The sequence below is a fragment of the Streptomyces sp. CA-251387 genome (genome assembly GCF_050936625.1).
GTDB lineage: Bacteria > Actinomycetota > Actinomycetes > Streptomycetales > Streptomycetaceae > Streptomyces.
In genome coordinates this window covers 5,618,488-5,639,435 of sequence record NZ_JBNJMJ010000001.1, presented here as the reverse complement: position 1 = coordinate 5,639,435, position 20,948 = coordinate 5,618,488, and the positions used below count along the sequence as shown (strand labels likewise).

The 20,948-nt window shown below is 67.4% G+C and carries 35 protein-coding genes; all 35 read right to left on the bottom strand.

Going from position 1 to position 20,948, the window contains the following annotated elements; all coding sequences use genetic code 11:
* Positions 1-83 precede the first annotated feature (83 nt).
* The 35 genes from rpsK to ACQEV2_RS25255 all read right to left on the bottom strand — a co-directional run bounded on the left by rpsK (position 84) and on the right by ACQEV2_RS25255 (position 20,936).
* The gene (rpsK, locus tag ACQEV2_RS25425; protein WP_003956432.1) at positions 84-488 is read right to left on the bottom strand and encodes a 30S ribosomal protein S11; all 405 of its coding nucleotides are present in this window, start codon (positions 486-488) and stop codon (positions 84-86) included.
* Between the two features lie 65 nt (positions 489-553).
* Complete coding sequence (gene rpsM / locus ACQEV2_RS25420) at positions 554-934, bottom strand: 30S ribosomal protein S13 (RefSeq protein ID WP_019753104.1); 381 nt, start codon at positions 932-934, stop codon at positions 554-556.
* A gap of 197 nt (positions 935-1,131) precedes the next feature.
* Positions 1,132-1,245 (bottom strand): 50S ribosomal protein L36, encoded by a 114-nt coding sequence (rpmJ, locus tag ACQEV2_RS25415; protein WP_003998809.1) that lies wholly within the window; start codon positions 1,243-1,245, stop codon positions 1,132-1,134.
* A gap of 59 nt (positions 1,246-1,304) precedes the next feature.
* Positions 1,305-1,526: a translation initiation factor IF-1 gene (infA, locus tag ACQEV2_RS25410; RefSeq protein WP_003948620.1), complete on the bottom strand. Its 222-nt coding sequence runs from the start codon at positions 1,524-1,526 to the stop codon at positions 1,305-1,307.
* A gap of 257 nt (positions 1,527-1,783) precedes the next feature.
* Positions 1,784-2,620, bottom strand: a complete 837-nt coding sequence (map, locus tag ACQEV2_RS25405) for a type I methionyl aminopeptidase (RefSeq protein WP_433045779.1) — start codon at positions 2,618-2,620, stop codon at positions 1,784-1,786.
* 180 nt (positions 2,621-2,800) lie between these two features.
* The gene (locus ACQEV2_RS25400) at positions 2,801-3,463 is read right to left on the bottom strand and encodes an adenylate kinase (protein WP_433045776.1); all 663 of its coding nucleotides are present in this window, start codon (positions 3,461-3,463) and stop codon (positions 2,801-2,803) included.
* Positions 3,463-4,779, bottom strand: coding sequence for a preprotein translocase subunit SecY (gene secY, locus ACQEV2_RS25395; protein ID WP_433045773.1), 1,317 nt, complete (start codon positions 4,777-4,779; stop codon positions 3,463-3,465). The genes ACQEV2_RS25400 and secY overlap by 1 nt, the downstream gene beginning before the upstream one ends.
* Positions 4,780-5,024: 245 nt before the next feature.
* Positions 5,025-5,480, bottom strand: coding sequence for a 50S ribosomal protein L15 (rplO, locus tag ACQEV2_RS25390; RefSeq protein WP_003998813.1), 456 nt, complete (start codon positions 5,478-5,480; stop codon positions 5,025-5,027).
* Positions 5,481-5,482: 2 nt separating this feature from the next.
* A complete protein-coding gene (gene rpmD / locus ACQEV2_RS25385) occupies positions 5,483-5,665 on the bottom strand; it encodes a 50S ribosomal protein L30 (protein WP_003998814.1) in 183 nt (60 codons plus the stop codon).
* A 2-nt stretch (positions 5,666-5,667) separates the two neighbouring features.
* Positions 5,668-6,273, bottom strand: a complete 606-nt coding sequence (gene rpsE / locus ACQEV2_RS25380) for a 30S ribosomal protein S5 (protein ID WP_433045768.1) — start codon at positions 6,271-6,273, stop codon at positions 5,668-5,670.
* 36 nt (positions 6,274-6,309) lie between these two features.
* Positions 6,310-6,693: a 50S ribosomal protein L18 gene (gene rplR, locus ACQEV2_RS25375; RefSeq protein WP_208777378.1), complete on the bottom strand. Its 384-nt coding sequence runs from the start codon at positions 6,691-6,693 to the stop codon at positions 6,310-6,312.
* A 3-nt stretch (positions 6,694-6,696) separates the two neighbouring features.
* Positions 6,697-7,236 carry a 50S ribosomal protein L6 gene (rplF, locus tag ACQEV2_RS25370; RefSeq protein WP_433045764.1) on the bottom strand — a complete coding sequence of 180 codons (540 nt, stop codon included), beginning with the start codon at positions 7,234-7,236 and terminating at the stop codon, positions 6,697-6,699.
* A gap of 24 nt (positions 7,237-7,260) precedes the next feature.
* Positions 7,261-7,659: a 30S ribosomal protein S8 gene (gene rpsH, locus ACQEV2_RS25365; RefSeq protein ID WP_015658459.1), complete on the bottom strand. Its 399-nt coding sequence runs from the start codon at positions 7,657-7,659 to the stop codon at positions 7,261-7,263.
* A 213-nt stretch (positions 7,660-7,872) separates the two neighbouring features.
* A complete protein-coding gene (locus ACQEV2_RS25360) occupies positions 7,873-8,058 on the bottom strand; it encodes a type Z 30S ribosomal protein S14 (RefSeq protein ID WP_003948630.1) in 186 nt (61 codons plus the stop codon).
* A gap of 5 nt (positions 8,059-8,063) precedes the next feature.
* Entirely contained in the window at positions 8,064-8,621 is a 558-nt protein-coding gene (gene rplE / locus ACQEV2_RS25355) for a 50S ribosomal protein L5 (RefSeq protein WP_433045761.1), read from the bottom strand.
* On the bottom strand, positions 8,621-8,944 hold the full coding sequence (gene rplX / locus ACQEV2_RS25350) for a 50S ribosomal protein L24 (protein WP_433045758.1): 324 nt from the start codon (positions 8,942-8,944) through the stop codon (positions 8,621-8,623). Before rplX ends, rplE begins: the two co-directional genes overlap by 1 nt.
* Positions 8,945-8,946: 2 nt before the next feature.
* The gene (gene rplN / locus ACQEV2_RS25345; RefSeq protein ID WP_003998823.1) at positions 8,947-9,315 is read right to left on the bottom strand and encodes a 50S ribosomal protein L14; all 369 of its coding nucleotides are present in this window, start codon (positions 9,313-9,315) and stop codon (positions 8,947-8,949) included.
* A 96-nt stretch (positions 9,316-9,411) separates the two neighbouring features.
* The gene (gene rpsQ, locus ACQEV2_RS25340; protein WP_009327090.1) at positions 9,412-9,699 is read right to left on the bottom strand and encodes a 30S ribosomal protein S17; all 288 of its coding nucleotides are present in this window, start codon (positions 9,697-9,699) and stop codon (positions 9,412-9,414) included.
* Entirely contained in the window at positions 9,699-9,923 is a 225-nt protein-coding gene (gene rpmC, locus ACQEV2_RS25335; RefSeq protein ID WP_003974259.1) for a 50S ribosomal protein L29, read from the bottom strand. The genes rpsQ and rpmC overlap by 1 nt, the downstream gene beginning before the upstream one ends.
* The gene (gene rplP, locus ACQEV2_RS25330) at positions 9,923-10,342 is read right to left on the bottom strand and encodes a 50S ribosomal protein L16 (protein WP_009190136.1); all 420 of its coding nucleotides are present in this window, start codon (positions 10,340-10,342) and stop codon (positions 9,923-9,925) included. The genes rpmC and rplP overlap by 1 nt, the downstream gene beginning before the upstream one ends.
* A 5-nt stretch (positions 10,343-10,347) precedes the next feature.
* Positions 10,348-11,169: a 30S ribosomal protein S3 gene (gene rpsC / locus ACQEV2_RS25325; protein WP_003998826.1), complete on the bottom strand. Its 822-nt coding sequence runs from the start codon at positions 11,167-11,169 to the stop codon at positions 10,348-10,350.
* Positions 11,169-11,516: a 50S ribosomal protein L22 gene (gene rplV, locus ACQEV2_RS25320; protein WP_003998827.1), complete on the bottom strand. Its 348-nt coding sequence runs from the start codon at positions 11,514-11,516 to the stop codon at positions 11,169-11,171. Before rplV ends, rpsC begins: the two co-directional genes overlap by 1 nt.
* 43 nt (positions 11,517-11,559) lie before the next feature.
* Positions 11,560-11,841: a 30S ribosomal protein S19 gene (rpsS, locus tag ACQEV2_RS25315; protein ID WP_003998828.1), complete on the bottom strand. Its 282-nt coding sequence runs from the start codon at positions 11,839-11,841 to the stop codon at positions 11,560-11,562.
* 12 nt (positions 11,842-11,853) lie between these two features.
* On the bottom strand, positions 11,854-12,690 hold the full coding sequence (rplB, locus tag ACQEV2_RS25310) for a 50S ribosomal protein L2 (RefSeq protein WP_433045751.1): 837 nt from the start codon (positions 12,688-12,690) through the stop codon (positions 11,854-11,856).
* A gap of 40 nt (positions 12,691-12,730) precedes the next feature.
* Positions 12,731-13,150, bottom strand: a complete 420-nt coding sequence (gene rplW, locus ACQEV2_RS25305) for a 50S ribosomal protein L23 (protein ID WP_433045747.1) — start codon at positions 13,148-13,150, stop codon at positions 12,731-12,733.
* On the bottom strand, positions 13,150-13,806 hold the full coding sequence (gene rplD / locus ACQEV2_RS25300) for a 50S ribosomal protein L4 (protein WP_356572119.1): 657 nt from the start codon (positions 13,804-13,806) through the stop codon (positions 13,150-13,152). Before rplD ends, rplW begins: the two co-directional genes overlap by 1 nt.
* Positions 13,807-13,814: 8 nt before the next feature.
* The gene (rplC, locus tag ACQEV2_RS25295; protein ID WP_433045743.1) at positions 13,815-14,459 is read right to left on the bottom strand and encodes a 50S ribosomal protein L3; all 645 of its coding nucleotides are present in this window, start codon (positions 14,457-14,459) and stop codon (positions 13,815-13,817) included.
* Positions 14,460-14,477: 18 nt separating this feature from the next.
* Positions 14,478-14,786 (bottom strand): 30S ribosomal protein S10, encoded by a 309-nt coding sequence (gene rpsJ / locus ACQEV2_RS25290; protein ID WP_003948644.1) that lies wholly within the window; start codon positions 14,784-14,786, stop codon positions 14,478-14,480.
* Between the two features lie 403 nt (positions 14,787-15,189).
* Positions 15,190-16,329 (bottom strand): pyrroloquinoline quinone biosynthesis protein PqqE, encoded by a 1,140-nt coding sequence (gene pqqE / locus ACQEV2_RS25285; RefSeq protein WP_433045740.1) that lies wholly within the window; start codon positions 16,327-16,329, stop codon positions 15,190-15,192.
* A gap of 191 nt (positions 16,330-16,520) precedes the next feature.
* Positions 16,521-16,793, bottom strand: coding sequence for a pyrroloquinoline quinone biosynthesis peptide chaperone PqqD (gene pqqD, locus ACQEV2_RS25280; RefSeq protein WP_433045737.1), 273 nt, complete (start codon positions 16,791-16,793; stop codon positions 16,521-16,523).
* Positions 16,790-17,527 carry a pyrroloquinoline-quinone synthase PqqC gene (pqqC, locus tag ACQEV2_RS25275; protein WP_433045734.1) on the bottom strand — a complete coding sequence of 246 codons (738 nt, stop codon included), beginning with the start codon at positions 17,525-17,527 and terminating at the stop codon, positions 16,790-16,792. Before pqqC ends, pqqD begins: the two co-directional genes overlap by 4 nt.
* Positions 17,524-18,423: a pyrroloquinoline quinone biosynthesis protein PqqB gene (gene pqqB / locus ACQEV2_RS25270; RefSeq protein WP_433045731.1), complete on the bottom strand. Its 900-nt coding sequence runs from the start codon at positions 18,421-18,423 to the stop codon at positions 17,524-17,526. The genes pqqC and pqqB overlap by 4 nt, the downstream gene beginning before the upstream one ends.
* A gap of 8 nt (positions 18,424-18,431) precedes the next feature.
* Positions 18,432-18,572: a pyrroloquinoline quinone precursor peptide PqqA gene (gene pqqA, locus ACQEV2_RS25265; protein WP_433045728.1), complete on the bottom strand. Its 141-nt coding sequence runs from the start codon at positions 18,570-18,572 to the stop codon at positions 18,432-18,434.
* A gap of 103 nt (positions 18,573-18,675) precedes the next feature.
* Positions 18,676-19,794, bottom strand: a complete 1,119-nt coding sequence (locus tag ACQEV2_RS25260) for a PQQ-dependent sugar dehydrogenase (protein WP_433045725.1) — start codon at positions 19,792-19,794, stop codon at positions 18,676-18,678.
* Between the two features lie 134 nt (positions 19,795-19,928).
* A complete protein-coding gene (locus ACQEV2_RS25255; RefSeq protein ID WP_433045722.1) occupies positions 19,929-20,936 on the bottom strand; it encodes a PQQ-dependent sugar dehydrogenase in 1,008 nt (335 codons plus the stop codon).
* Positions 20,937-20,948: the final 12 nt, after the last annotated feature.

Below are 20,948 nucleotides of genomic sequence, written 5' to 3'. Positions count from 1 at the left end.
GTGCGGGTACTGCAAGGGTACGGGCGATACGGCCCGTATACGGAGCCGTACCGCCCGAAATCCTGAAACCTACCGGCCGTGCGTCAGACGCGACGACGCTTCGGCGGACGGCAGCCGTTGTGCGGGGTCGGGGTGACGTCCTGGATGGAGCCGACCTCGAGACCGGTCGCCTGAAGCGAGCGGATCGCGGTCTCACGACCCGAACCCGGACCCTTCACGAACACGTCGACCTTGCGCATGCCGTGCTCCTGGGCGCGGCGGGCAGCCGACTCGGCGGCCATCTGCGCGGCGAACGGCGTGGACTTCCGGGAGCCCTTGAAGCCGACGTGGCCGGCGGAGGCCCAGGAGATCACGTTGCCGGACGGGTCCGTGATGGAGACGATCGTGTTGTTGAACGTGCTCTTGATGTGCGCGTGGCCGTGAGCGACGTTCTTCTTTTCCTTGCGGCGCACCTTCTTGGCAGCGCCCTGACGTCCCTTGGGGGGCATCTACTAACTCCTACGGGAGGTGGTCGGTCCTACAGCGAAGACCGTGGACAGGTGTCCGCTGCGGACTACTTCTTGCCCGGCTTCTTCTTGCCGGCGATGGCGCGACGCGGGCCCTTGCGGGTACGAGCGTTGGTGCTGGTGCGCTGACCGCGGACGGGCAGACCGCGACGGTGACGCAGACCCTGGTAGCAACCGATCTCGACCTTGCGGCGGATGTCGGCCTGGATCTCACGACGGAGGTCACCCTCGGTCCTGATGTTGTTGTCGACGTACTCGCGGATCGCGACGAGCTGCTCCTCGGAGAGGTCGCGAACGCGGGTGTTCGGGTCGACGCCGGTGGCAGCCAGCGTCTGCTGCGAAAGGGTCCGGCCGATGCCGAACACGTAGGTGAGGGCGACCTCCACGCGCTTGTCGCGCGGGATGTCAACACCGGAAACGCGTGCCATTCAATGGCTCCTGGTGATCTTCGGAGGTCTTCCGCAGAACCGACTCCCAGCCGCCGTACCAGGTACGAACTGGGTCCCCGGCCTCCGAACCGGGGGTGTCAGGCGGACGCTCGTCCGTCTGGGTCCTGCGTATGAACATATTCAGCTCGCGTCGCGCGAAAACTCTGCGATAGAGGTGCAGAGGGGTTGGTCGTGCGTCAGCCCTGGCGCTGCTTGTGGCGCGGGTTCTCGCAGATGACCATGACCCGACCGTGACGGCGGATCACCCTGCACTTGTCGCAGATCTTCTTGACGCTCGGCTTGACCTTCATTGGGTGAGGTTCTCCGGGTCAGTGCCATCACCCCGGCGAGGCCGGGGCGCGGGCAAGATCTACTTGTACCGGTAGACGATCCGGCCACGCGTCAGGTCGTACGGAGACAGCTCCACCACGACCCGGTCGTCAGGGAGGATGCGGATGTAGTGCATACGCATCTTGCCGCTGATGTGTGCCAGGACCTGGTGGCCGTTCTGGAGCTCGACCTTGAACATGGCGTTCGGCAGAGACTCGACGACAGTGCCCTCGATCTCGATGGCACCTTGCTTCTTGGCCACGCTTCGCCCTTCGGAATCGACTACCTTGATCGACCCATGCACTTTTCCCTTACGGGCGCATGCAGGCATGCGGGTGCACTAGAGCCGACGAGTCAGTCTACGTCAGCGCATCCGGAAAGACGAATCGAGAGATCCTGCCCCAGAGGACAGATCGTTAAGCGCCCCAAAGGGGCGCGGGGAACTGCGCGACAAGCCCCCACGCACCCGCAGCCGCCAGCCGGCAGCGCCACCCTCCCCAGAAGGCGCACTCAGGCCAATCAGGCCAACGGATCCGGCGCAGCGACAATCCCGTGCTCAGCCAACTTCGCCTTACCCCCGTCGGGAGACGTGAGCACCAGCGGCCCCTCCTCGGTCAACGCCACCGAGTGCTCCCAGTGCGACGACCACGTGCCGTCCGTGGTGATGACCGTCCAGTCGTCCGAGAGGACCTCGGTCTTCGGCGTGCCGAGCGAAACCATCGGCTCGATCGCGAGGCAGAAACCGGGGACCAGCTTCGGCCCCTTCCCCCGCCGCCGGTCGACGTAGTTCAGCAGGTGCGGATCCATATGCATCTCGGTGCCGATGCCGTGGCCGCCGTAGTCCTCGATGATCCCGTACTTGCCGCCACCGGGCTTCGGCTGCCGGCGGATGTACGTCTCGATGGCCCGCGACACATCGACCAGCCGATTGCCCTGCTTCATCGCCGCGATACCCGCCCACATCGACTCCTCGGTCACCCGGGAGAGCTCGATCAGCTCCGGGGCGTGACCGGAGCCCACGAAGGCGGTGTAGGCGGCGTCGCCGTGCCAGCCGTCGATGATCGCGCCGCAGTCGATGGAGATGATGTCGCCGTCCTTGAGGACCACGTCCTCGGACGGGATGCCGTGGACGACGACGTCGTTCACGGAGGTGCAGATCGTCGCGGGGAACCCGCCGTAGCCGAGGAAGTTCGACTTGGCGCCGTGCTCCGCGAGCACCTTGCGGGCGACCTCGTCCAGATCCTTGGTGCTGGCCCCGGGCACCGCGGCCTCACGCGTGGCCGCGTGAATGGCGGCGACGACCAGCCCCGCCTCACGCATCTTGGCGATCTGCTCGGGGGACTTGATCTGCACCATAGGGACGGGCGCCTTTCTCGGGCTGGAGGGACGGGCTGGACAGACGGGCGGGACGGACGGGTGGGACAGAGACGACTGCTTCAACCATAAGGGTGGAGTCGGCACACCCCACCCCACGCAGCAGCCGCGGCCCCCTCACCGGGAACCGCGGCCTGAGCTACATACGCGCTGTGAACGCTCCTACTTGCCGTCCTCGCCACGCTGAAGCGCCTCCATGGCGCGTGCCGTGACCTCTTCGACCTTGCCCAGCGCGGAGATGGTGACCACCAGTCCCTGCGCCTTGTAGTAGTCGATGATCGGCTCGGTCTGCGTGTGGTAGACCTCCAGCCGCTTGCGGACGGTCTCCTCCGAGTCGTCGTCCCGCTGGTACAGCTCGCCGCCGCAGACGTCACAGACGCCTTCCTTCTTCGGCCGGCTGTACGTCACGTGGAAGACGTGGCTGGAGTCCTTGCGGCAGATCCGCCGCCCGGCGATCCGCTTGACGACCTCTTCCTCGGGGACCTCGAGATCCAGCACCGCGTCCAGCTTCATGCTCTCGGACTGGAGCATCTCGTCGAGCGCCTCGGCCTGGGACACATTGCGCGGAAAGCCGTCCAGCAGGAAGCCACCCTCGGCGTCCGGCTGCTCCATGCGGTCCTTGGCCATCCCGATGGTGACCTCGTCCGGCACCAGGTTGCCCGCGTCCATGTAGGACTTCGCGAGCTTCCCGAGCTCCGTCTGCTGGCTGATGTTGGCGCGGAACAGGTCGCCCGTGGAGATGTGCGGGATCGACAGGTTCTTGGCCAGGAACGCGGCCTGCGTTCCCTTTCCGGCACCCGGCGGCCCGACGAGGACGATTCGCATCAGCGGAGGAACCCTTCGTAATTGCGCTGCTGAAGCTGGCTCTCGATCTGCTTCACGGTCTCGAGACCGACACCCACGATGATCAGGATGCTGGTCCCGCCGAACGGGAAGTTCGAGTTTGCCCCAAACCCTGCCAACGCCATCGTCGGTACGAGAGCGATCAGCCCCAGATACAGCGAACCCGGCCAGGTGATCCGGTTGAGCACATAGGAAAGGTACTCAGCGGTCGGTCGGCCAGCCCGGATGCCCGGGATGAAGCCACCATACTTCTTCATGTTGTCCGCGACTTCCTCGGGGTTGAACGAGATGGCCACGTAGAAGAACGCGAAGAAGACAATCAGGAAGAAGTAGAGAGTGATGTGAACCGGCGCCGCCGTGTCCGCCAGGTTCCGTGTGATCCAGGTCGCCCACCCGGAATCCGGGGAGTTGGAGAACTGCACGATCAGCGCCGGAATGTAGAGCAGCGACGAGGCGAAGATGACGGGAATCACACCCGCCTGGTTCACCTTGAGCGGGATGTACGTCGACGTACCACCGTAGGAACGGCGGCCGATCATGCGCTTGGCGTACTGCACCGGAATACGGCGCTGGGCCTGCTCCACGAAGACCACCAGGCCGACCATGAACAGGCCGACGGCGATGACGGTGCCGAACTCGATCCAGCCGCCCGCCAGGTCGCCCTGCTTCTTGATGGACCACAGGGCCGCCGGGAAGGTGGCGGCGATCGAGATGAACATCAGGATCGACATGCCGTTGCCGATGCCGCGGTCGGTGATGAGCTCACCGAGCCACATGACGACGGCCGTACCGGCGGTCATGGTGATGACCATCGTGATGGTGGTGAAGATCGAGCGGTCCGGCACGATCTGGCCGGCCACCGAGCAGTTCTGGAACAGCGAGCCGCTGCGGGCGGTCGCCACCAGGCCGGTGCCCTGCAGAATGGCGAGCGCCACGGTCAGATAGCGGGTGTACTGCGTGATCTTCGCCGTACCGGACTGCCCCTCCTTCTTGAGGGCTTCCAGGCGCGGGATCACGACGGTCAGCAGCTGCAGGATGATGCTCGCCGTGATGTACGGCATGATGCCGAGCGCAAAGATCGTGATCTGAAGCAGCGCGCCGCCACTGAACATGTTGACCAGACCGAAGAGGCCCTGGTTGGCGTCCGCCTGATCGATACAGATCTGGACGGCCCTGTAGTCGACGCCGGGGATCGGAATGTGTGTACCGATCCGGTAGATGACGATGATGCCGAGCGTGAAGAGCAGCTTCTTGCGCAGGTCGGGCGTCTTGAACGCCCGGGCGAACGCGGTGAGCACGGTGCCTCCTGCGACCCCCGCGCAACTGCGTCAAGGGTGACGGTCTTGAGGTTCGACTAATAGGAACGACTTAGCTAACGGTCAACTGCCGCTCAGAGTGCCCCACAAGAAGCACTCAGTAAAAGTGGGCAGTGCAGGCCACCTTACCGGCGAGACAGCCCCCCTTGGAACGACCAACCGGGGATACCCCATTTGTGGGGTATCCCCGGTCGGGATCGCTCAAGTCATCGAGACGCCTGATGGGTTCAGACGAGCTCGGTGACGCTGCCGCCGGCGGCGGTGATCTTCTCCTTGGCGGAGCCGGAGACGGCGTCGACCGTCACCTGCAGCGCCACGGAGATCTCGCCCTGGCCGAGGACCTTGACGAGGCTGTTCTTGCGAACGGCGCCCTTGGCCACCAGCGACTCGACGGTGACCTCGCCACCCTCGGGGTACAGCGCGGCCAGCTTGTCGAGGTTCACGACCTGGTACTCGGTCTTGAACGGGTTCTTGAAGCCCTTCAGCTTCGGAAGACGCATGTGGAGGGGCATCTGGCCACCCTCGAAGCGCTCCGGAACCTGGTAACGGGCCTTCGTACCCTTGGTACCACGACCGGCCGTCTTACCCTTCGACGCCTCACCACGACCGACACGGGTCTTGGCGGTCTTGGCGCCCGGGGCGGGACGGAGGTTGTGGATCTTGAGCGGGTTCTGCTCCGCCATGATCAGTCGACCTCCTCGACCGTCACGAGGTGGCGGACGGTGTGCACCATGCCGCGGAACTCGGGGCGGTCCTCCTTGACGACCACGGTGTTGATCCCCTTGAGACCAAGCGACCGCAGGGTGTCACGGTGGTTCTGCTTGCTGCCGATGTAGGACTTGACCTGCGTGATCTTGAGCTGCGCCATGATTACGCACCCGCCCCGGCACGCGCACGGAGAAGAGCCGCGGGGGCGACGTCCTCGAGCGACAGACCACGGCGGGCCGCGATCTCCTCGGGACGCTGCAGGCCCTTCAGGGCCTCCACGGTCGCGTGCACGATGTTGATCGCGTTGTCGGAGCCGAGCGACTTCGACAGCACGTCGTGGATACCGGCGCACTCGAGCACGGCACGCACGGGACCACCGGCGATCACACCGGTACCCGGCGAAGCCGGCTTGAGGAGAACGACACCGGCAGCCTTCTCACCCTGGATGGGGTGCGGGATGGTGCCCTGGATCCGGGGGACCTTGAAGAAGTGCTTCTTGGCCTCCTCAACGCCCTTGGCGATGGCGGCCGGCACCTCCTTGGCCTTGCCGTATCCGACACCCACGGTGCCGTCACCGTCGCCCACCACGACCAGCGCGGTGAAGCTGAAGCGACGACCACCCTTCACAACCTTGGCGACGCGGTTGATCGCGACGACGCGCTCAACGTACGCGGTCTTCTCGGCGGCAGCAGCGCCGCCGTCACGGCCCTTCCGGTCCCGCCGCTCGCCGCCACCGGCACCGCCACCGCGGCGCTGGGGTCCAGCCATTGGACTTACCTTCCTTGTCTGTTTAGCGGAACCGGCTCAGAACTTGAGCCCGGCCTCGCGGGCGGCGTCCGCCAGAGCGGCGATACGCCCGGCGTACTGGTTGCCACCACGGTCGAACACGACGGCCTCGACACCAGCGGCCTTGGCACGCTCGGCGACCAGGGCGCCGACCTGCTTGGCCTGCGCGGACTTGTCGCCCTCGCCACCACGGATCGAGGTGTCCAGGGTGGACGCCGACGCAAGGGTGTGACCCTTGAGGTCGTCGATCACCTGGGCCACGATGTGGCGGTTGGAGCGGGTCACAACCAGGCGGGGACGCTCAGCCGTACCCGAGACCTTCTTGCGGATCCGGATGTGGCGACGCTTGATGGCAGCACGCTTGTAGGCGTCACCCTTGAGGATCTTCTGCCCGTATGCCATGGCTTACTTACCCGCCTTTCCGACCTTGCGGCGGATGACTTCGCCCTCGTACTTGACGCCCTTGGCCTTGTACGGGTCGGGCTTGCGCAGCTTGCGGATGTTCGCCGCAACCTCGCCGACCTTCTGCTTGTCGATGCCCTCGACCGAGAAACGCGTGGGCGCCTCGACCTTGAAGGTGATGCCTTCGGGGGCCTCGACCAGGATCGGGTGGCTGTAGCCGAGCGCGAACTCGAGGTTCGAGCCCTTGGCCTGCACGCGGTAACCGACACCGCTGATCTCGAGCTTCTTCACGTAACCCTGGGTCACGCCGGTGATCATGTTCGCCACCAGCGTGCGGGACAGGCCGTGCAGGGCCTTGTTCTGACGCTCGTCGTTCGGGCGGGTCACCTGCAGGGTGCCGTCCTCGCCCTTGGCGACCTCGATCGGCGCCGAGACGGTGTGGGTCAGCTCGCCCTTGGGGCCCTTGACCTTGACCGTACGGCCGTCGATGGTGACGTCCACGCCGGCGGGAACCGCGATGGGGAGCTTGCCGATGCGCGACATAGCTGTTTCCTCCGTTCCCTTCTGCTACCAGACGTAGGCGAGGACTTCTCCGCCTACGCCCTTCTTGCCGGCCTGCTTGTCGGTGAGGAGCCCGTGGGACGTGGAGATGATCGCCACGCCGAGGCCGCCGAGCACCTTCGGCAGGTTGGTGGACTTCGCGTAAACCCGCAGACCGGGCTTGGAGATCCGCTTGATGCCCGCGATGGAGCGCTCACGGTTGGGGCCGAACTTCAGCTCCAGGACGAGGTTCTTGCCGACCTCGGCGTCCTCGACCTTCCAGCCCGTGATGAAGCCCTCCTGCTGGAGGATCTCCGCGATGTGCGACTTGATCTTCGAGTGCGGCATCGCCACGGTGTCGTGGTACGCCGAGTTCGCGTTCCGCAGACGCGTAAGCATGTCTGCGATCGGATCAGTCATGGTCATGAATTGGCCTTCGGCCTCTCTCGCCGGGGTTTCCTGGTGCGCCATCCCTCTCCCCGATCCGAGACGGGACGGGTGCGGCGCGGTGGACCTACGGCGTAGTAAGTCGTACGGGCGTGACAGGCGCCCAACCCCACAAGCCTAAGCCATGCGGGGGCGGGCCCCTGTCCACCCAGATGCTTACCGAGAGCTTCCGGAATCCCTAAATAACGGGGATTACCAGGAGCTCTTGGTCACGCCCGGCAGCTCGCCACGGTGAGCCATCTCACGAAGGCACACGCGGCACAGGCCGAACTTGCGGTACACGGAGTGCGGGCGGCCGCAGCGCTGGCAGCGGGTGTAGCCACGCACACCGAACTTGGGCTTGCGAGCAGCCTTAGCGATCAGAGCCTTCTTCGCCATCTCGCTCACGCCTCCTTGAAGGGGAAGCCGAGGTGACGAAGGAGCGCGCGGCCCTCAGCGTCGTTGGTCGCCGTGGTGACCACGGTGATGTCCATACCCCGGACGCGGTCGATCTTGTCCTGGTCGATCTCGTGGAACATGACCTGCTCGGTGAGACCGAAGGTGTAGTTGCCACGGCCGTCGAACTGCTTGGGGGACAGACCACGGAAGTCGCGGATGCGCGGCAGCGCGAGCGACAGGGTGCGGTCCAGGAACTCCCACATGCGGTCGCCACGGAGCGTGACGTGGGCACCGATCGGCTGGCCCTCACGCAGCTTGAACTGCGCGATGGACTTGCGGGCCTTGGTGACGGCCGGCTTCTGACCGGTGATGGTGGTCAGGTCGCGGATCGCGCCCTCGATCAGCTTCGAGTCACGGGCGGCGTCGCCGACACCCATGTTGACCACGATCTTGACGAGGCCGGGAACCTGCATGACGTTCTCGTACTTGAACTCTTCACGCAGCTTGCCCGCGATCTCCTCGCGGTACTTCGTCTTCAGACGCGGAGTGGTGGTGGTAGCCATCAGATGTCCTCACCCGTCCGCTTGGCAACGCGGATCTTGTTGCCCTCTTCGTCGAAGCGGTAGCCGACACGCGTGACGACCTTCTGACCGTCCTTCTCCACGACCAGCTGGACGTTGGAGACGTGGATCGGCGCCTCGGTGGTCACGATGCCGCCGGCCTGGGAACCGCGAGCGGTCGGACCGGCCTTGGTGTGCTTCTTGACCCGGTTGACACCCTCGACCAGGACGCGCTCGTCGCGCGGGTAAGCGGCAATGACCTTGCCCTGCTTGCCCTTGTCCTTGCCGGTGATGACCTGGACCAGGTCGCCCTTCTTGATCTTCATGCTTACAGCACCTCCGGCGCGAGCGAGATGATCTTCATGAACTTCTTCTCGCGCAGCTCACGGCCGACGGGGCCGAAGATACGGGTGCCGCGAGGGTCGCCGTCGTTCTTCAGAATGACGGCGGCGTTCTCATCGAAGCGGATGTACGAGCCGTCCGGACGGCGGCGCTCCTTGACGGTGCGAACGATGACCGCCTTGACGACGTCACCCTTCTTCACGTTGCCACCGGGGATCGCGTCCTTGACGGTGGCGACGATGACGTCACCGATGCCCGCGTAGCGGCGACCGGAGCCACCGAGCACACGGATGCAAAGGATCTCCTTCGCACCAGTGTTGTCGGCGACACGCAGTCGCGACTCCTGCTGGATCACGTCTATCTCCTGATCGTCTGCCGGTTCCCCGGGGGCCGTCTTTCAACGGCCCCGGAGCCTGGCGGAACTGACCTGCGGGGTTAGCCCCGCAGGAAATTACTTGGCCTTCTCGAGGATCTCGACGACGCGCCAGCGCTTCGTCGCGGACAGCGGCCGGGTCTCCATGAGGAGGACGCGGTCGCCGACACCCGCGGCGTTCTGCTCGTCGTGCGCCTTGAGCTTGTTGGTACGGCGGATGACCTTGCCGTACAGCGCGTGCTTGACGCGGTCCTCGACGGCGACGACGACGGTCTTGTCCATCTTGTCGCTGACGACGAGACCCTCACGGGTCTTGCGGAAGCCGCGGGCCTCTGCAGTCTGCTCAGTCACGTTGTTCTCACTCATCAGGCGCTCTCCACCGTCTCGATGCCCAGCTCGCGCTCACGCATCAGGGTGTAGATCCGCGCGATGTCCTTACGGACGGCCTTCAGCCGGCCGTGGTTCTCGAGCTGACCGGTCGCCGCCTGGAAGCGGAGGTTGAACAGCTCTTCCTTGGCCTCGCGAAGCTTCGCCAGAAGCTCCTCGTTGCCCAGCTCGCGCAGCTCGGACGCCTTGGTACCGGCCGACATCACGCTTCACCTGCCTCGCGCTTGACGATCCGGCACTTCATCGGCAGCTTGTGGGCCGCACGAGTCAGCGCCTCACGGGCGATCTTCTCGTTGGGGTACGACAGCTCGAACATCACACGTCCGGGCTTGACGTTGGCGATCCACCACTCCGGAGAACCCTTACCGGAACCCATGCGGGTCTCGGCGGGCTTCTTGGTGAGCGGACGGTCCGGGTAGATGTTGATCCAGACCTTGCCACCACGCTTGATGTGACGCGTCATGGCGATACGAGCGGCCTCGATCTGACGGTTCGTCACATACGCCGGGGTGAGCGCCTGGATGCCATACTCGCCGAACGCAACCTGCGTTCCACCCTTGGACATACCGTTGCGCTTCGGGTGGTGCTGCTTGCGGTGCTTGACCCTACGGGGGATCAGCATGTCGGTCAGGCCTCCGTTCCGGTGCTCTCAGCCGGAGCGGACGCGGGAGCCTCGGCCTTGGGGGCCTCGGCGCCGGCAGCCTGCTGCGGCTTGCGACCGCGCCGCTCGCCACCACGGCCACCACGGGCCGGGCGGTCGGCGCCACCGCGGGCCGGGCGGTTACCCGCACGGGCGGCAGCGTTCTCGGCGCGGACCTCGGCGATGTTCTTGACGTCGCCCTTGTAGATCCAGACCTTCACACCGATGCGGCCGAAGGTCGTCTTGGCCTCGAAGAAGCCGTAGTCCACGTTCGCGCGGAGCGTGTGCAGGGGCACACGGCCCTCGCGGTAGAACTCCGAGCGGGACATCTCGGCGCCGCCGAGGCGGCCACCGCACTGGATCTTGATGCCCTTGGCGCCGGCCTTCATGGCGGACTGCATGCTCTTGCGCATGGCCCGACGGAAGGAGACGCGGGAGGAGAGCTGCTCGGCAACGGCCTGGGCAACCAGCTGAGCGTCGGTCTCGGGGTTCTTGACCTCGAGGATGTTCAGCTGGACCTGCTTGCCCGTGAGCTTCTCGAGGTCACCGCGGATGCGGTCGGCCTCGGCGCCACGGCGGCCGATGACGATGCCCGGACGCGCGGTGTGGATGTCCACGCGGACACGGTCACGGGTGCGCTCGATCTCCACCTTCGAGATACCGGCGCGCTCCATGCCGGACGTCATCATCCGACGGATGGCGACGTCTTCCTTGACGTAGTCCTTGTACAGCTTGTCGGCGTACCACCGGGACTTGAAGTCCGTGGTGACACCGAGCCGGAACCCATGCGGGTTAACCTTCTGGCCCATTACCGGGTTCCTTCCTTGCTGGCGACGACCACGGTGATGTGGCTGGTCCGCTTGCGGATCCGGTAGGCACGGCCCTGGGCGCGCGGACGGAACCGCTTCAGGGTCGGGCCCTCGTCGACGTACGCCTCGCTGATGAACAGCGAGGAGGCGTCCGTGTGGTCGTAGTTGTGCGCGGCGTTGGCGATGGCGCTGTCGAGCACCTTGCCGACCGGCACAGAGGCAGCCTGCGGAGCGAATCGCAGGACCGCCTGGGCCTCCGTGGCGTCCATGCCACGGATGAGGTCCACCACACGGCGGGCCTTCATGGGCGTGACGCGGATGTACCGCGCCTGGGCCCTGGCTTCCATGGTTGTCCCTTCAGTTTCTTACGTGTCTGAATGCGATCCGCTACTAGCGGCGCTTCGACTTCCGGTCTTCCTTGACGTGACCCCGGAAGGTGCGCGTCGGCGAGAACTCGCCGAGCTTGTGGCCGACCATCGACTCGGTGACGAACACCGGGATGTGGGTCTTGCCGTTGTGCACCGCGAGCGTGTGGCCGAGCATGGCCGGCACGATCATGGAGCGACGGGACCAGGTCTTGATGACGTTCTTGGTGCCGGCTTCGTTCTGGGCTTCCACCTTCTTGATCAGGTGGTCGTCGACGAAGGGCCCCTTCTTGAGACTGCGCGGCATCTAAACCCGCTCCTAGCGCTTCTTGTTCGTCTTGCGGCGGCGGACGATGTACTTGTTCGAAGCCTTCTTCGGCGAACGAGTACGACCCTCCTTCTGACCCCAGGGGCTGACCGGGTGGCGACCACCGGAGGTCTTGCCCTCACCACCACCGTGGGGGTGGTCAACCGGGTTCATCGCCACACCGCGAACGGTCGGGCGAACGCCCAGCCAGCGCTTACGGCCGGCCTTACCCCAGTTGATGTTGCTCTGCTCGGCGTTGCCGACCTCGCCGACGGTGGCGCGGCAGCGCACGTCGACCAGGCGGATCTCACCGGAGGGCATGCGGAGGTGGGCCATCGAGCCCTCCTTCGCGAGCAGCTGCACGGAGGCACCGGCGGAGCGGGCGAACTTGGCGCCGCCACCGGGACGGAGCTCGATCGCGTGGATCGTGGTACCGACCGGGATGTTGCGCAGCGCCAGGTTGTTGCCCGGCTTGATGTCGGCCCCGGGACCGTTCTCGACGCGGTCGCCCTGACCCAGGCCGCGCGGCGCGAGGATGTAGCGCTTCTCGCCGTCGGCGTAGTGCAGGAGCGCGATGCGCGCGGTGCGGTTGGGGTCGTACTCGATGTGCGCGACCTTCGCCGGCACGCCGTCCTTGTCGTGACGACGGAAGTCGATCACGCGGTAGGCGCGCTTGTGGCCACCACCCTGGTGGCGGACGGTCACACGACCGGAGTTGTTACGGCCACCCTTGCTGTGCAGGGGGCGGACCAACGACTTCTCCGGCGTGGACCGCGTGACCTCGACGAAGTCGGCGACGCTGGAACCACGACGGCCCGGCGTAGTCGGCTTGTACTTGCGGATTCCCATTTCTCAGTCCTCGTCCGATATCGGACGATCCGGACCGCCCTTAGGCGGTCGGACCGCCGAAGATGTCGATACGGTCGCCCTCGGCAAGGGTCACGATCGCGCGCTTGGTGCCGGCACGCTGGCCGAAGCCCGTGCGGGTCCGCTTGCGCTTGCCCTGGCGGTTGATCGTGTTGACCCCGGTGACCTTGACCTCGAAGACCGCCTGGACGGCCTGCTTGATCTGGGTCTTGTTGGCGTTCGGGTCGACGATGAACGTGTACTTGTTCTCGTCGAGGAGCGCGTAGCTCTTCTCCGACACGACCGGCTTGATCAGGACGTCACGGGGGTCCGTGTACGCCTTGCTCAGCGGGGTCTCGACGGTGTTCTTGCCCTCAGCGGCGTGACGACGCGCCTTGGCGACGCGCGCGGCCTTGGCCTTCTTGGCGGCCTTGGAGGCAATGGCGGGGTGACGGATAGCCATCAGGCCTCGCTCCCTTCGGTGTCATTGGCCTTCGGGCCGGACACGAAGGACTCGAAGGCGGCCTGGGTGAAGACCACGTCGTCGGAGACGAGAACGTCGTACGTGTTCAGCTGGCCCGGCTCCAGGATGTGGACCTGGGGCAGGTTGCGGGCGGACAGCCACGCGGCCTCGTCGGCGCGCTCGACGACCAGGAGCAGGTTCTTGCGCTCGCTGATCTTGCCGAACAAGCTCTTCGCGGCCTTCGTGGACGGGGCGTCGCCCTCGATCACGCCGGAGACGACGTGGATGCGGTTGTTGCGGGCCCGGTCGGTGAGGGCGTGGCGCAGGGCCGCGGCCTTCATCTTCTTCGGGGTCCGCTGCGAGTAGTCACGCGGCACGGGACCGTGCACGACGCCACCACCGGCGAACTGCGGCGCGCGGGTCGAACCCTGACGGGCGCGACCGGTGCCCTTCTGGCGGTACGGCTTCTTGCCGCCACCACGGACTTCACCGCGGGTCTTGGTCTTGTGCGTGCCCTGGCGGGCAGCGGCCAGCTGCGCGACGACGACCTGGTGAAGCAGCGGAACGCTGATCTTCTCTACGCCGAAGATCTCCGCGGGGAGCTCGACGGAACCGGCCTTGTCGCCCGCCGGCGAAAGGATGTCAACAGTGCTCATCGGTTACCTCAGGCCCCCTTGGCCGCGGTGCGGACCAGGACGAGGCCGCCGTTCGGACCGGGAACCGCGCCCTTGATGAGCAGCAGACCCTTCTCCGCGTCAACGGCGTGGACGGTCAGGTTCTGGGTGGTGACCCGCTCGTTGCCCATACGACCCGCCATGCGGAGGCCCTTGAACACACGACCCGGGGTGGCGCAGCCACCGATGGAGCCGGGAGAGCGGTGCTTGCGCTGGGTGCCGTGACCGGCGCCGAGGCCACCGAAGTTGTGGCGCTTCATGACACCGGCGAAGCCCTTGCCCTTGCTCTTGCCGGTGACGTCGACCTTCACGCCGGCCTCGAAGACGTCGGCGTTGATCTCCTGGCCGAGGGTGTACTCGCTGGCGTCAGCGGTACGGATCTCGACGAGGTGACGACGGGGGGTGACGTCGGCCTTCGCGAAGTGGCCCTTGAGGGGCTTGTTCACCTTGCGCGGGTCGATCTCGCCGAAGGCGAGCTGGACGGACTCGTAGCCGTCGACGTCGTTGGTACGCACCTGGGTGACGACGTTGGGGCCGGCCTTGACGACGGTGACCGGAACAACACGGTTGTTCTCGTCCCACACCTGCGTCATGCCGAGCTTCTCGCCCAGGATGCCCTTGATCTGCTTAGCCATCTCTCAGATCACCAGGCCTCAGAGCTTGATCTCGATGTCGACACCGGCCGGGAGGTCGAGTCGCATCAGAGAGTCAACGGTCTTGGGGGTGGGGTCGAGGATGTCGATCAGGCGCTTGTGCGTGCGCATCTCGAAGTGCTCGCGCGAGTCCTTGTACTTGTGCGGCGACTTGATGACGCAGTACACGTTCTTCTCAGTGGGCAGCGGCACCGGGCCCGCGACCGACGCACCAGTGCGGGTCACCGTCTCGACGATCTTCTTCGCCGAGGAGTCGATGACCTCGTGGTCGTAGGCCTTGAGCCGGATGCGGATCTTCTGTCCCGCCATGGCTACTCAGTAGTCCTGTCTCTCTTACGCTCTGGAACCCGGTGTTCCCTTGACCTCCTCCGACCCACGCGGTCGGGCGTGTCGCGCTCCCGCTGACACAGATGTCCCTTGTTCGAACATCCCTGCGTGGGAACACGGCCCTTCCGGAACCGCAAGCCGGGAGCTAGGAGGCCCACCGGGTGCCTGGCCGGTGCCGCGCATACACTTCCCGGAAGATTCCCGTACGTCCGCCCCAGCGCTGCCTTACGGCAGTTAGGGCGACGAGTACTGTGGGACTCGCTTCCGGTCCTCCCGGCGGGAGGCGCGCAGCATCAACACTCGACCGAGCAACTCGGACAGTCTGCCATATGGGGCGGGGGCTCCGCCAATCGAGCCGGAGAGAATACCCCGAGGGTGACGCACGTCAAACCCGGCTGGCCACGCTCTCCCGCCGACCGGGTGCTCGCCGCCTGATGGGAGCCGTCGCATCCGCGCTGCCGTCGGCCAGCGCCCGGATCAGCCCGTGATCCGGGGACAGCCGGCACGCGGGGTCCGTACGGGTGGCGTCCCCGGTGAGCGCGTACGCCTGGCATCGGCAGCCGCCGAAGTCGTCGTCGCGGCGGTCACAGCCGCGGCAGGGGTCGGGCATCCAGTCGGTCCCGCGGTAGCGGGTGAACGCCGTCGAGTGATCCCAGATCCACCCCAGCGGATGGTCCCGGACGTTCGGCGGGTCCAGGTCCGGCAGCGCGGCCGCGGCCGGACAGGGCAGGACGGTGCCGTCCGGCGTGACGGTGAGCGAGACCGCGCCCCAGCCGCCCATGCACGGCTTGGCGACGCCGTCGAAGTAGTCGGGGACGACCCAGACGAGCTCAGGCCCTGCGGTGAGCCTCTCCCGCCACCGCTCCACGGCGTCCCGCGCCCCGGCGAGCTGCTCGCGCGTCGGCAGCAGCGCCGCGCGGTTGAGCAGGCCCCAGCCGTAGAACTGGACATTGGCCAGCTCGATGCGGTCCACGCCCCAGGCCACGCCCAGCTCCACGATGGCGTCCAGGGCATCGAGGTTCCCGCGGTGCAGGACGACGTTGAGGCCGAGGGGGAGGCCGGCGGCCCGGACGACCTCGGTGGCCCGCTCCTTCTCGGCGAAGGACCGGCGTCCGGCGATCCGGTCGGAGGCGCGCGGATCGGCGTGCTGGACGGACAGCTGGACGCTCTTCAGCCCGGCGCGGACGAGCGCCCCGAGGCGGGCCCGGTCCAGGCCCACGCCGCTGGTGACCAGCTGGGTGTAGATACCGGCGGCCTCGGCCGCGGTGACGATCTCAGCCAGGTCCCGCCGCAGCAGCGGCTCCCCGCCCGACAGATGCGTGTGGACGACACCGAGCTCCCCCGCCTGCCGCATCACGTCCGCCCACTGCCCGGTGGTCAACTCCCGCGAACGCCGGGTCAGCTCCAGGGGGTTGGAGCAGTACCCGCAATGCAGCGGGCAGGCGTGGGTGAGCTCGGCGAGCAGGGCCCAGGGGCGGGCGGGGGCAGCGGGCGGGGAGGGCTCCGCAGCCGGGGAGGTCGACACGCTCGGGGAGGACGGTGAGGCCGGAGCGGGCGTCGCAGCCAGAGCAGGCCCGGCAGCCGCGGAGCGCGTCGCGGCCGCGGAGGACAGGGAAGCCGGAGTCGGCGTCGCAGCCGCGGAGGGCAGCGGGGCCGGAGCCGGTGTCGCAGGCAGGGCAGGCCCGGCGGGCGCAGCCGGCGTCGGATCGGGGGTGTTCATCGGAGCCAGCCCTCCCTGCGCAGCCGTTCGAGGAATGGGGGGACGTCGGTGGCCACCGGGGCGTCGGGGAAGCGTTCGGCCAGTTCCTCGACGATGTCGGGCACGCTGCGGCTGCCGTCGCACAGGCCGACGACCGCCCCGGCCGAGCCCGTCAGGACGCCGACCCGTTCCGGAAGGAGCAGCAGGTCCCGGTCGCGTACGCGGTCGTAGCGCCGCACGATGGCCGGGGCCAGGGCCGGCCGCCAGTCGGCCCCGGGTGCCGCCGTCATGCCTGCTCCCGGCGGCCCGCCCGGTCCACCGCGTCCAGCAGGGACCACAGGACGTCGCACTTGAAGCGCAGCGCGGCCACGGCGCTTTCCTGCTCCTCCCGGCTGCGGGCCCAGCTCAGTACCAGGTCGAGTGCCTCCCGGCTGTCGCGCCGCCCCTGGGAGACGCGGGCACGGAAGTAGGCGAGGCCCTCGGGTTCGATCCACTGGTAGTGGCGTTCGAAGGCGTCGATGCGGGTGCGCATCAGGTCGGGGGCGGACAGCTCGGTGAGCGAGGCCGCGACGGCTTCGAGGGGCGAGCGCAGCCGGCAGAAGTTGACGTATCCGTCGACAGCCAGCCGTACGCCCGGCAGCACCGAGTCGGCGCGCAGCAGCGTCTCGCGGTCCAGGCCGGCCGCCTCGCCGAGCCGCAGCCAGCGCTCGATGCCGCCCTCGCCCTCCTGCGGCCCGTCGTGGTCCTGGATGCGGCGCAGCCACCTCCGGCGCAGCTCGGAGGTGGGCAGTTTGGCGGTGATCAGGGCGTCCTTGACGGGGATGTGGCGCTGGTAGTGGAAGCGGTTGACGATCCAGCGGCGCAGTTCCGCCTGGCTGAGGTCGCCGCTGTGCATCCGGATGTTGAAGGGGTGCCGGTGGTGGTAGTGCTCCTCCCCCACCGCACGCAGTCGCGCCTCCAACTCGGCGGGGCTCCAGGGCTCCGCGGGCGGGGCGCCGGTCGTGTTCACGGCTGCCGTGTTCATGGCTCGATCACCATCCCGTCGTACGCCACCTCGATGCCCAGCCGGGCGAGCCGTTTGTGCTGGGGTGCCGCCGGGTCGACGAGGGGGTTGGTGTTGTTGAGGTGCGTGTAGAGGCATCGGGCGGAGAGGGGGGCAAGGCGTTCGGCGGTGCCGCCCGGGCCGTCGATGGGCAGGTGGCCCATGCCGGTGGCGGTGCGGGAGGAGATGCCGGTCCGGCGGGGCTCCTCGTCGTCCCAGAAGGTGCCGTCCACGAGGACGCAGTCGGCCTCGGCGGCAGCCTGCTGGAGGCGGTCGGGCCAGGCGGCCAGCGCCGGGGCGTAGAGGACCGAGGTGCTGGAGGCCGGGTCGTACAGGCGCAGCGCGACGACCCATGCCTCGTCGTCCGGGGCGTCGGCGGCGTACCGCGGGCGTTTGCCGGACACCGGGACCGCGCTGATCTGCAGGCCCGGAGCCGCGGGGTCCAGCGGCTCCGAGCCGTGCCCGGGCAGCTCCCGCCAGGTCACGTCGGTGTACGGCGCCAGTACGTCTCCGAGGCGCAGGCGGTCCCGCAGCGCCTGGCGAACCGGGGTCGTCGCCAGCACCTGGAGACGGTCCGCCTCACGCAGCCGTGCGATACCCAGGGTGTGGTCGAGTTCGGCGTCGGTGAGGATCACTCCGGCGAGCGGGGTCTGCCGGGGGCCGGGGCCCGGGTGGAGCTCGGGCCGGTCCTCGATCTGGTCGGCGATGTCGGGGGTCGCGTTGACGATGTACCAGCGGCCCTCACCCGCCCGGGCGGCGAGCGAGGCATGCCGACGGCGCCGGTGCAGGTGGGCGCGTGCCCCGGCGCATCCTGGGCACGCGCAGTTCCACTGGGGGATGCCGCCGCCGGCGGCGGTGCCGAGTACCAGCAGCAGCATGGCAACGGCTAGCGGGAGTTGAGGGAGTAGGCGGTGACTTCGAGCGCGGTGTCGACGACCTCGTGGGCGGGGGCCTCCCAGGTGGCGTCGTCCGTCTGCTGCGCGGAGGTCTGCTCGGCGGGCGTCAGCTGCTCCTTGGTCTCATCCATCGGTCGTACGTCCTTTCTGTCGGAGTGACGCGCTTTTCTGTCGGAGGTCTGTGCTTTCTGTCGGGGTGACGCCCTTCCTCTCGGGGTGACGTGGCGGGTGGTGTCACTTGATGCGGACGCGGAGGATCCTGTCCTTGCCGTATCCCAGGTCGCTGGTGCCCACCCACAGTTCGTTCGCGCCGGGCACCTTGGCGATGGCGCGGAGCCGGCCGTATGTGCCGGAGTAGAAGGCGGTCTTGGTGCCGACGCGCCCGCTGTCGGCGTCGATCGGGACACGCCACAGCCGCTGGCCGCGCAGCGACGATACGTACAGGACGTTGCGCACGACGGCGAGTTGGGCGGGCACACCCTTCTCCGGGCTGAAGGTGGCCTTCGGGTTGGTCATGCCCTGGACGCGGCAGGAGCCCTCGCAGGTGGGCCAGCCGTAATTGGCGCCCGGTCGGATCAGGTTGAGTTCGTCATGCGTCCGCTGGCCGATCTCCACCGACCAGAGCCGGCCCCTGCTGTCCCAGGCCAGGCCTTGCGGGTTGCGGTGGCCGTAGCTGTAGATGTGGTTGCCGAAGGGGTTGCCGGGAGCGGGCTTCCCGGTCTTCGTGATCCGCAGGATCTTCCCGTTGATCGAGTTCTTGTCCTGCGCGAGCTTCGGCTGCAGCGCCTCGCCCGTCGAGACGTACAGGTACTTGTCTGGGCCGAATGCGATCCTGCCGCCGTTGTGGTCCCCGCCCCGTCTGATTCCGGTGAGGATCGCCTTGTAGTTCCTGAGCGACCTGCCGTCGTAGTCCATTCTGACGACCCGGGTCTCGCTCCTCGTGGTGTGCATGAAGAACACCTGCTTGTCCTTCCTGCCGTCCCACGTCGGAGACGGGGCCACCCCCAGCAGCCCGCCGGCGCCCTCGTCGTACGGCTCGGGCACCGTGTACGGCACCTCTCCGACCCGCTTCTTCGTGCCGTCACGGTCGAGGCGGTAGACCTGGTAGGAGAGCCGCTCGGTCACCAGGGCGCTACGGCCGTTCGGCAGGAACGAGATACCCCAGGGCGTGTGCCATCCCGTCGACAGCGTTCTGGCGCTGGCCGGTGCACCGCCGTCGGCGGCGTTGGGTACGGCGTCCGGAGCGGCGGACACCGGCTGGGACAGGCAGGTCGCCATCAGCGCGGCCGCCGTCGCGAGCGAGGCTATGCCGAACCGGGATGAATGCCGCATCGAGCGGCGTATGTCAGTCATGTCGACGTCCTTCGTCGTTACTCGATTGGCCGATGGCCGACGCCACTCATGGACGGCGGTCGGCACTACTTGGGGACGGCGGCCGGCGCTACTTGTGGACGGCGGCCAGCGCTACTTGCGGACGGCGGCCGGCACTACTTGACGGTGACGCGGAGGATCCTGTCCCCACCTGCTCGCCTCGACGTGCCCAGCCACAGCTCGTTCTTGCCGGGGACCTTCGTGAGCGCGCGCAGCGCATAGCCGGAGAAGACGGCGGTTTTCGCACTGTCGCCCTTGCCCTGGAGTGCCGCGGCGACCGGGACACGCCAGAGCTTGTAGCCGCGCAGGGACGACACGTAGAGGTGGTCGCCCACGACGGCGACCTGGGCGGGTGCCGTGGTGTGGGCCCAGGTGGCCTTCGGGTTGGTCATGCCCTTGACGGAGCACCGGCCCTCGCAGGTGGGCCAGCCGTAGTTGGCGCCCGGCTTGATCAGGTTGAGCTCGTCCGCCGCGTCCTGCCCGATCTCCGCAGACCACAGCCGGCCCTTGCGGTCCCAGGCCAGGCCCTGCGGGTTGCGGTGACCGTAGCTGTAGATGTGGTTGCCGAAGGGGTTGCCGGGAGCGGGCTTCCCGGTCTTCGTGATCCGCAGGATCTTCCCGTTGATCGAGTTCCTGTCCTGCGCGAGCTTGGCGTGCGTGGCCTCGCCGGTGGCGACGTAGAGGTACTTGTCGGGACCGAAGGCGATCTTGCCGCCGTGGTGGTTGGAGCCCCGCTTGAGGCCTCCGAGGACGATCCTGCCGTCCCACGTCGGGGCCAGGGCGACCCCCAGCAGCCCGCCCTTGGCGGCGTCACCGGGCTGGAAGACGGCCACCTTCGGCACCTTGCCGACGAGGGTTTTGGAGCCGTTGTCGCGGAGGCGGAAGACACGGGCGGTCTCGTTCTCGGTCACCAGCGCCGAGCGCCCGTCCGGAAGGAACGCTATGGCCCACGGGTTGGACCAGCCCGCGGACAGTCTGGATACGTCGACTGCGGCCTGCGGGGCAACGTCCGTACCCGGAGCGGTGGTTGACGGCACCGCACCGGCCAGCAGGGCGGCCGCAGCGGTGAACGAGGGTATGCAGAACCGGGACGAATACCGAACCCAGCGGCCTGAATGTGCCATGCCGACACCTTT

Bases quoted from the DNA above. Each gene is read 5' to 3' on its own strand.
- rpmD (WP_003998814.1), bottom strand. From the start codon at position 5,665: ATGGCGCAGCTCAAGATCACGCAGGTCAAGTCCTACATCGGCAGCAAG.
- rpsQ (WP_009327090.1), bottom strand. From the start codon at position 9,699: ATGAGTGAGAACAACGTGACTGAGCAGACTGCAGAGGCCCGCGGCTTC.
- pqqA (WP_433045728.1), bottom strand. From the start codon at position 18,572: ATGGATGAGACCAAGGAGCAGCTGACGCCCGCCGAGCAGACCTCCGCG.
- rpsE (WP_433045768.1), bottom strand. From the start codon at position 6,273: ATGGCTGGACCCCAGCGCCGCGGTGGCGGTGCCGGTGGCGGCGAGCGG.
- rpsJ (WP_003948644.1), bottom strand. From the start codon at position 14,786: ATGGCGGGACAGAAGATCCGCATCCGGCTCAAGGCCTACGACCACGAG.
- rpsK (WP_003956432.1), bottom strand. From the start codon at position 488: ATGCCCCCCAAGGGACGTCAGGGCGCTGCCAAGAAGGTGCGCCGCAAG.
- rpsC (WP_003998826.1), bottom strand. From the start codon at position 11,169: ATGGGCCAGAAGGTTAACCCGCATGGGTTCCGGCTCGGTGTCACCACG.
- ACQEV2_RS25260 (WP_433045725.1), bottom strand. From the start codon at position 19,794: ATGACTGACATACGCCGCTCGATGCGGCATTCATCCCGGTTCGGCATA.
- rplO (WP_003998813.1), bottom strand. From the start codon at position 5,480: ATGGCGGAGCAGAACCCGCTCAAGATCCACAACCTCCGTCCCGCCCCG.
- pqqB (WP_433045731.1), bottom strand. From the start codon at position 18,423: ATGCTGCTGCTGGTACTCGGCACCGCCGCCGGCGGCGGCATCCCCCAG.
- pqqD (WP_433045737.1), bottom strand. From the start codon at position 16,793: ATGACGGCGGCACCCGGGGCCGACTGGCGGCCGGCCCTGGCCCCGGCC.
- rpsH (WP_015658459.1), bottom strand. From the start codon at position 7,659: ATGACCATGACTGATCCGATCGCAGACATGCTTACGCGTCTGCGGAAC.
- rplV (WP_003998827.1), bottom strand. From the start codon at position 11,516: ATGGAAGCCAGGGCCCAGGCGCGGTACATCCGCGTCACGCCCATGAAG.
- rpmJ (WP_003998809.1), bottom strand. From the start codon at position 1,245: ATGAAGGTCAAGCCGAGCGTCAAGAAGATCTGCGACAAGTGCAGGGTG.
- map (WP_433045779.1), bottom strand. From the start codon at position 2,620: ATGGTGCAGATCAAGTCCCCCGAGCAGATCGCCAAGATGCGTGAGGCG.
- rplR (WP_208777378.1), bottom strand. From the start codon at position 6,693: ATGGCATACGGGCAGAAGATCCTCAAGGGTGACGCCTACAAGCGTGCT.
- rpsM (WP_019753104.1), bottom strand. From the start codon at position 934: ATGGCACGCGTTTCCGGTGTTGACATCCCGCGCGACAAGCGCGTGGAG.
- rplF (WP_433045764.1), bottom strand. From the start codon at position 7,236: ATGTCGCGCATCGGCAAGCTCCCCATCGCGGTTCCCGCCGGCGTGGAC.
- rplC (WP_433045743.1), bottom strand. From the start codon at position 14,459: ATGGCTAAGCAGATCAAGGGCATCCTGGGCGAGAAGCTCGGCATGACG.
- rplD (WP_356572119.1), bottom strand. From the start codon at position 13,806: ATGAGCACTGTTGACATCCTTTCGCCGGCGGGCGACAAGGCCGGTTCC.
- pqqC (WP_433045734.1), bottom strand. From the start codon at position 17,527: ATGAACACGGCAGCCGTGAACACGACCGGCGCCCCGCCCGCGGAGCCC.
- rplX (WP_433045758.1), bottom strand. From the start codon at position 8,944: ATGAAGATCAAGAAGGGCGACCTGGTCCAGGTCATCACCGGCAAGGAC.
- rplW (WP_433045747.1), bottom strand. From the start codon at position 13,150: ATGGCTATCCGTCACCCCGCCATTGCCTCCAAGGCCGCCAAGAAGGCC.
- ACQEV2_RS25400 (WP_433045776.1), bottom strand. From the start codon at position 3,463: ATGCGAATCGTCCTCGTCGGGCCGCCGGGTGCCGGAAAGGGAACGCAG.
- ACQEV2_RS25360 (WP_003948630.1), bottom strand. From the start codon at position 8,058: ATGGCGAAGAAGGCTCTGATCGCTAAGGCTGCTCGCAAGCCCAAGTTC.
- rpmC (WP_003974259.1), bottom strand. From the start codon at position 9,923: ATGTCGGCCGGTACCAAGGCGTCCGAGCTGCGCGAGCTGGGCAACGAG.
- rplP (WP_009190136.1), bottom strand. From the start codon at position 10,342: ATGCTGATCCCCCGTAGGGTCAAGCACCGCAAGCAGCACCACCCGAAG.
- rplE (WP_433045761.1), bottom strand. From the start codon at position 8,621: ATGGCTACCACCACCACTCCGCGTCTGAAGACGAAGTACCGCGAGGAG.
- rplB (WP_433045751.1), bottom strand. From the start codon at position 12,690: ATGGGAATCCGCAAGTACAAGCCGACTACGCCGGGCCGTCGTGGTTCC.
- rpsS (WP_003998828.1), bottom strand. From the start codon at position 11,841: ATGCCGCGCAGTCTCAAGAAGGGGCCCTTCGTCGACGACCACCTGATC.
- ACQEV2_RS25255 (WP_433045722.1), bottom strand. From the start codon at position 20,936: ATGGCACATTCAGGCCGCTGGGTTCGGTATTCGTCCCGGTTCTGCATA.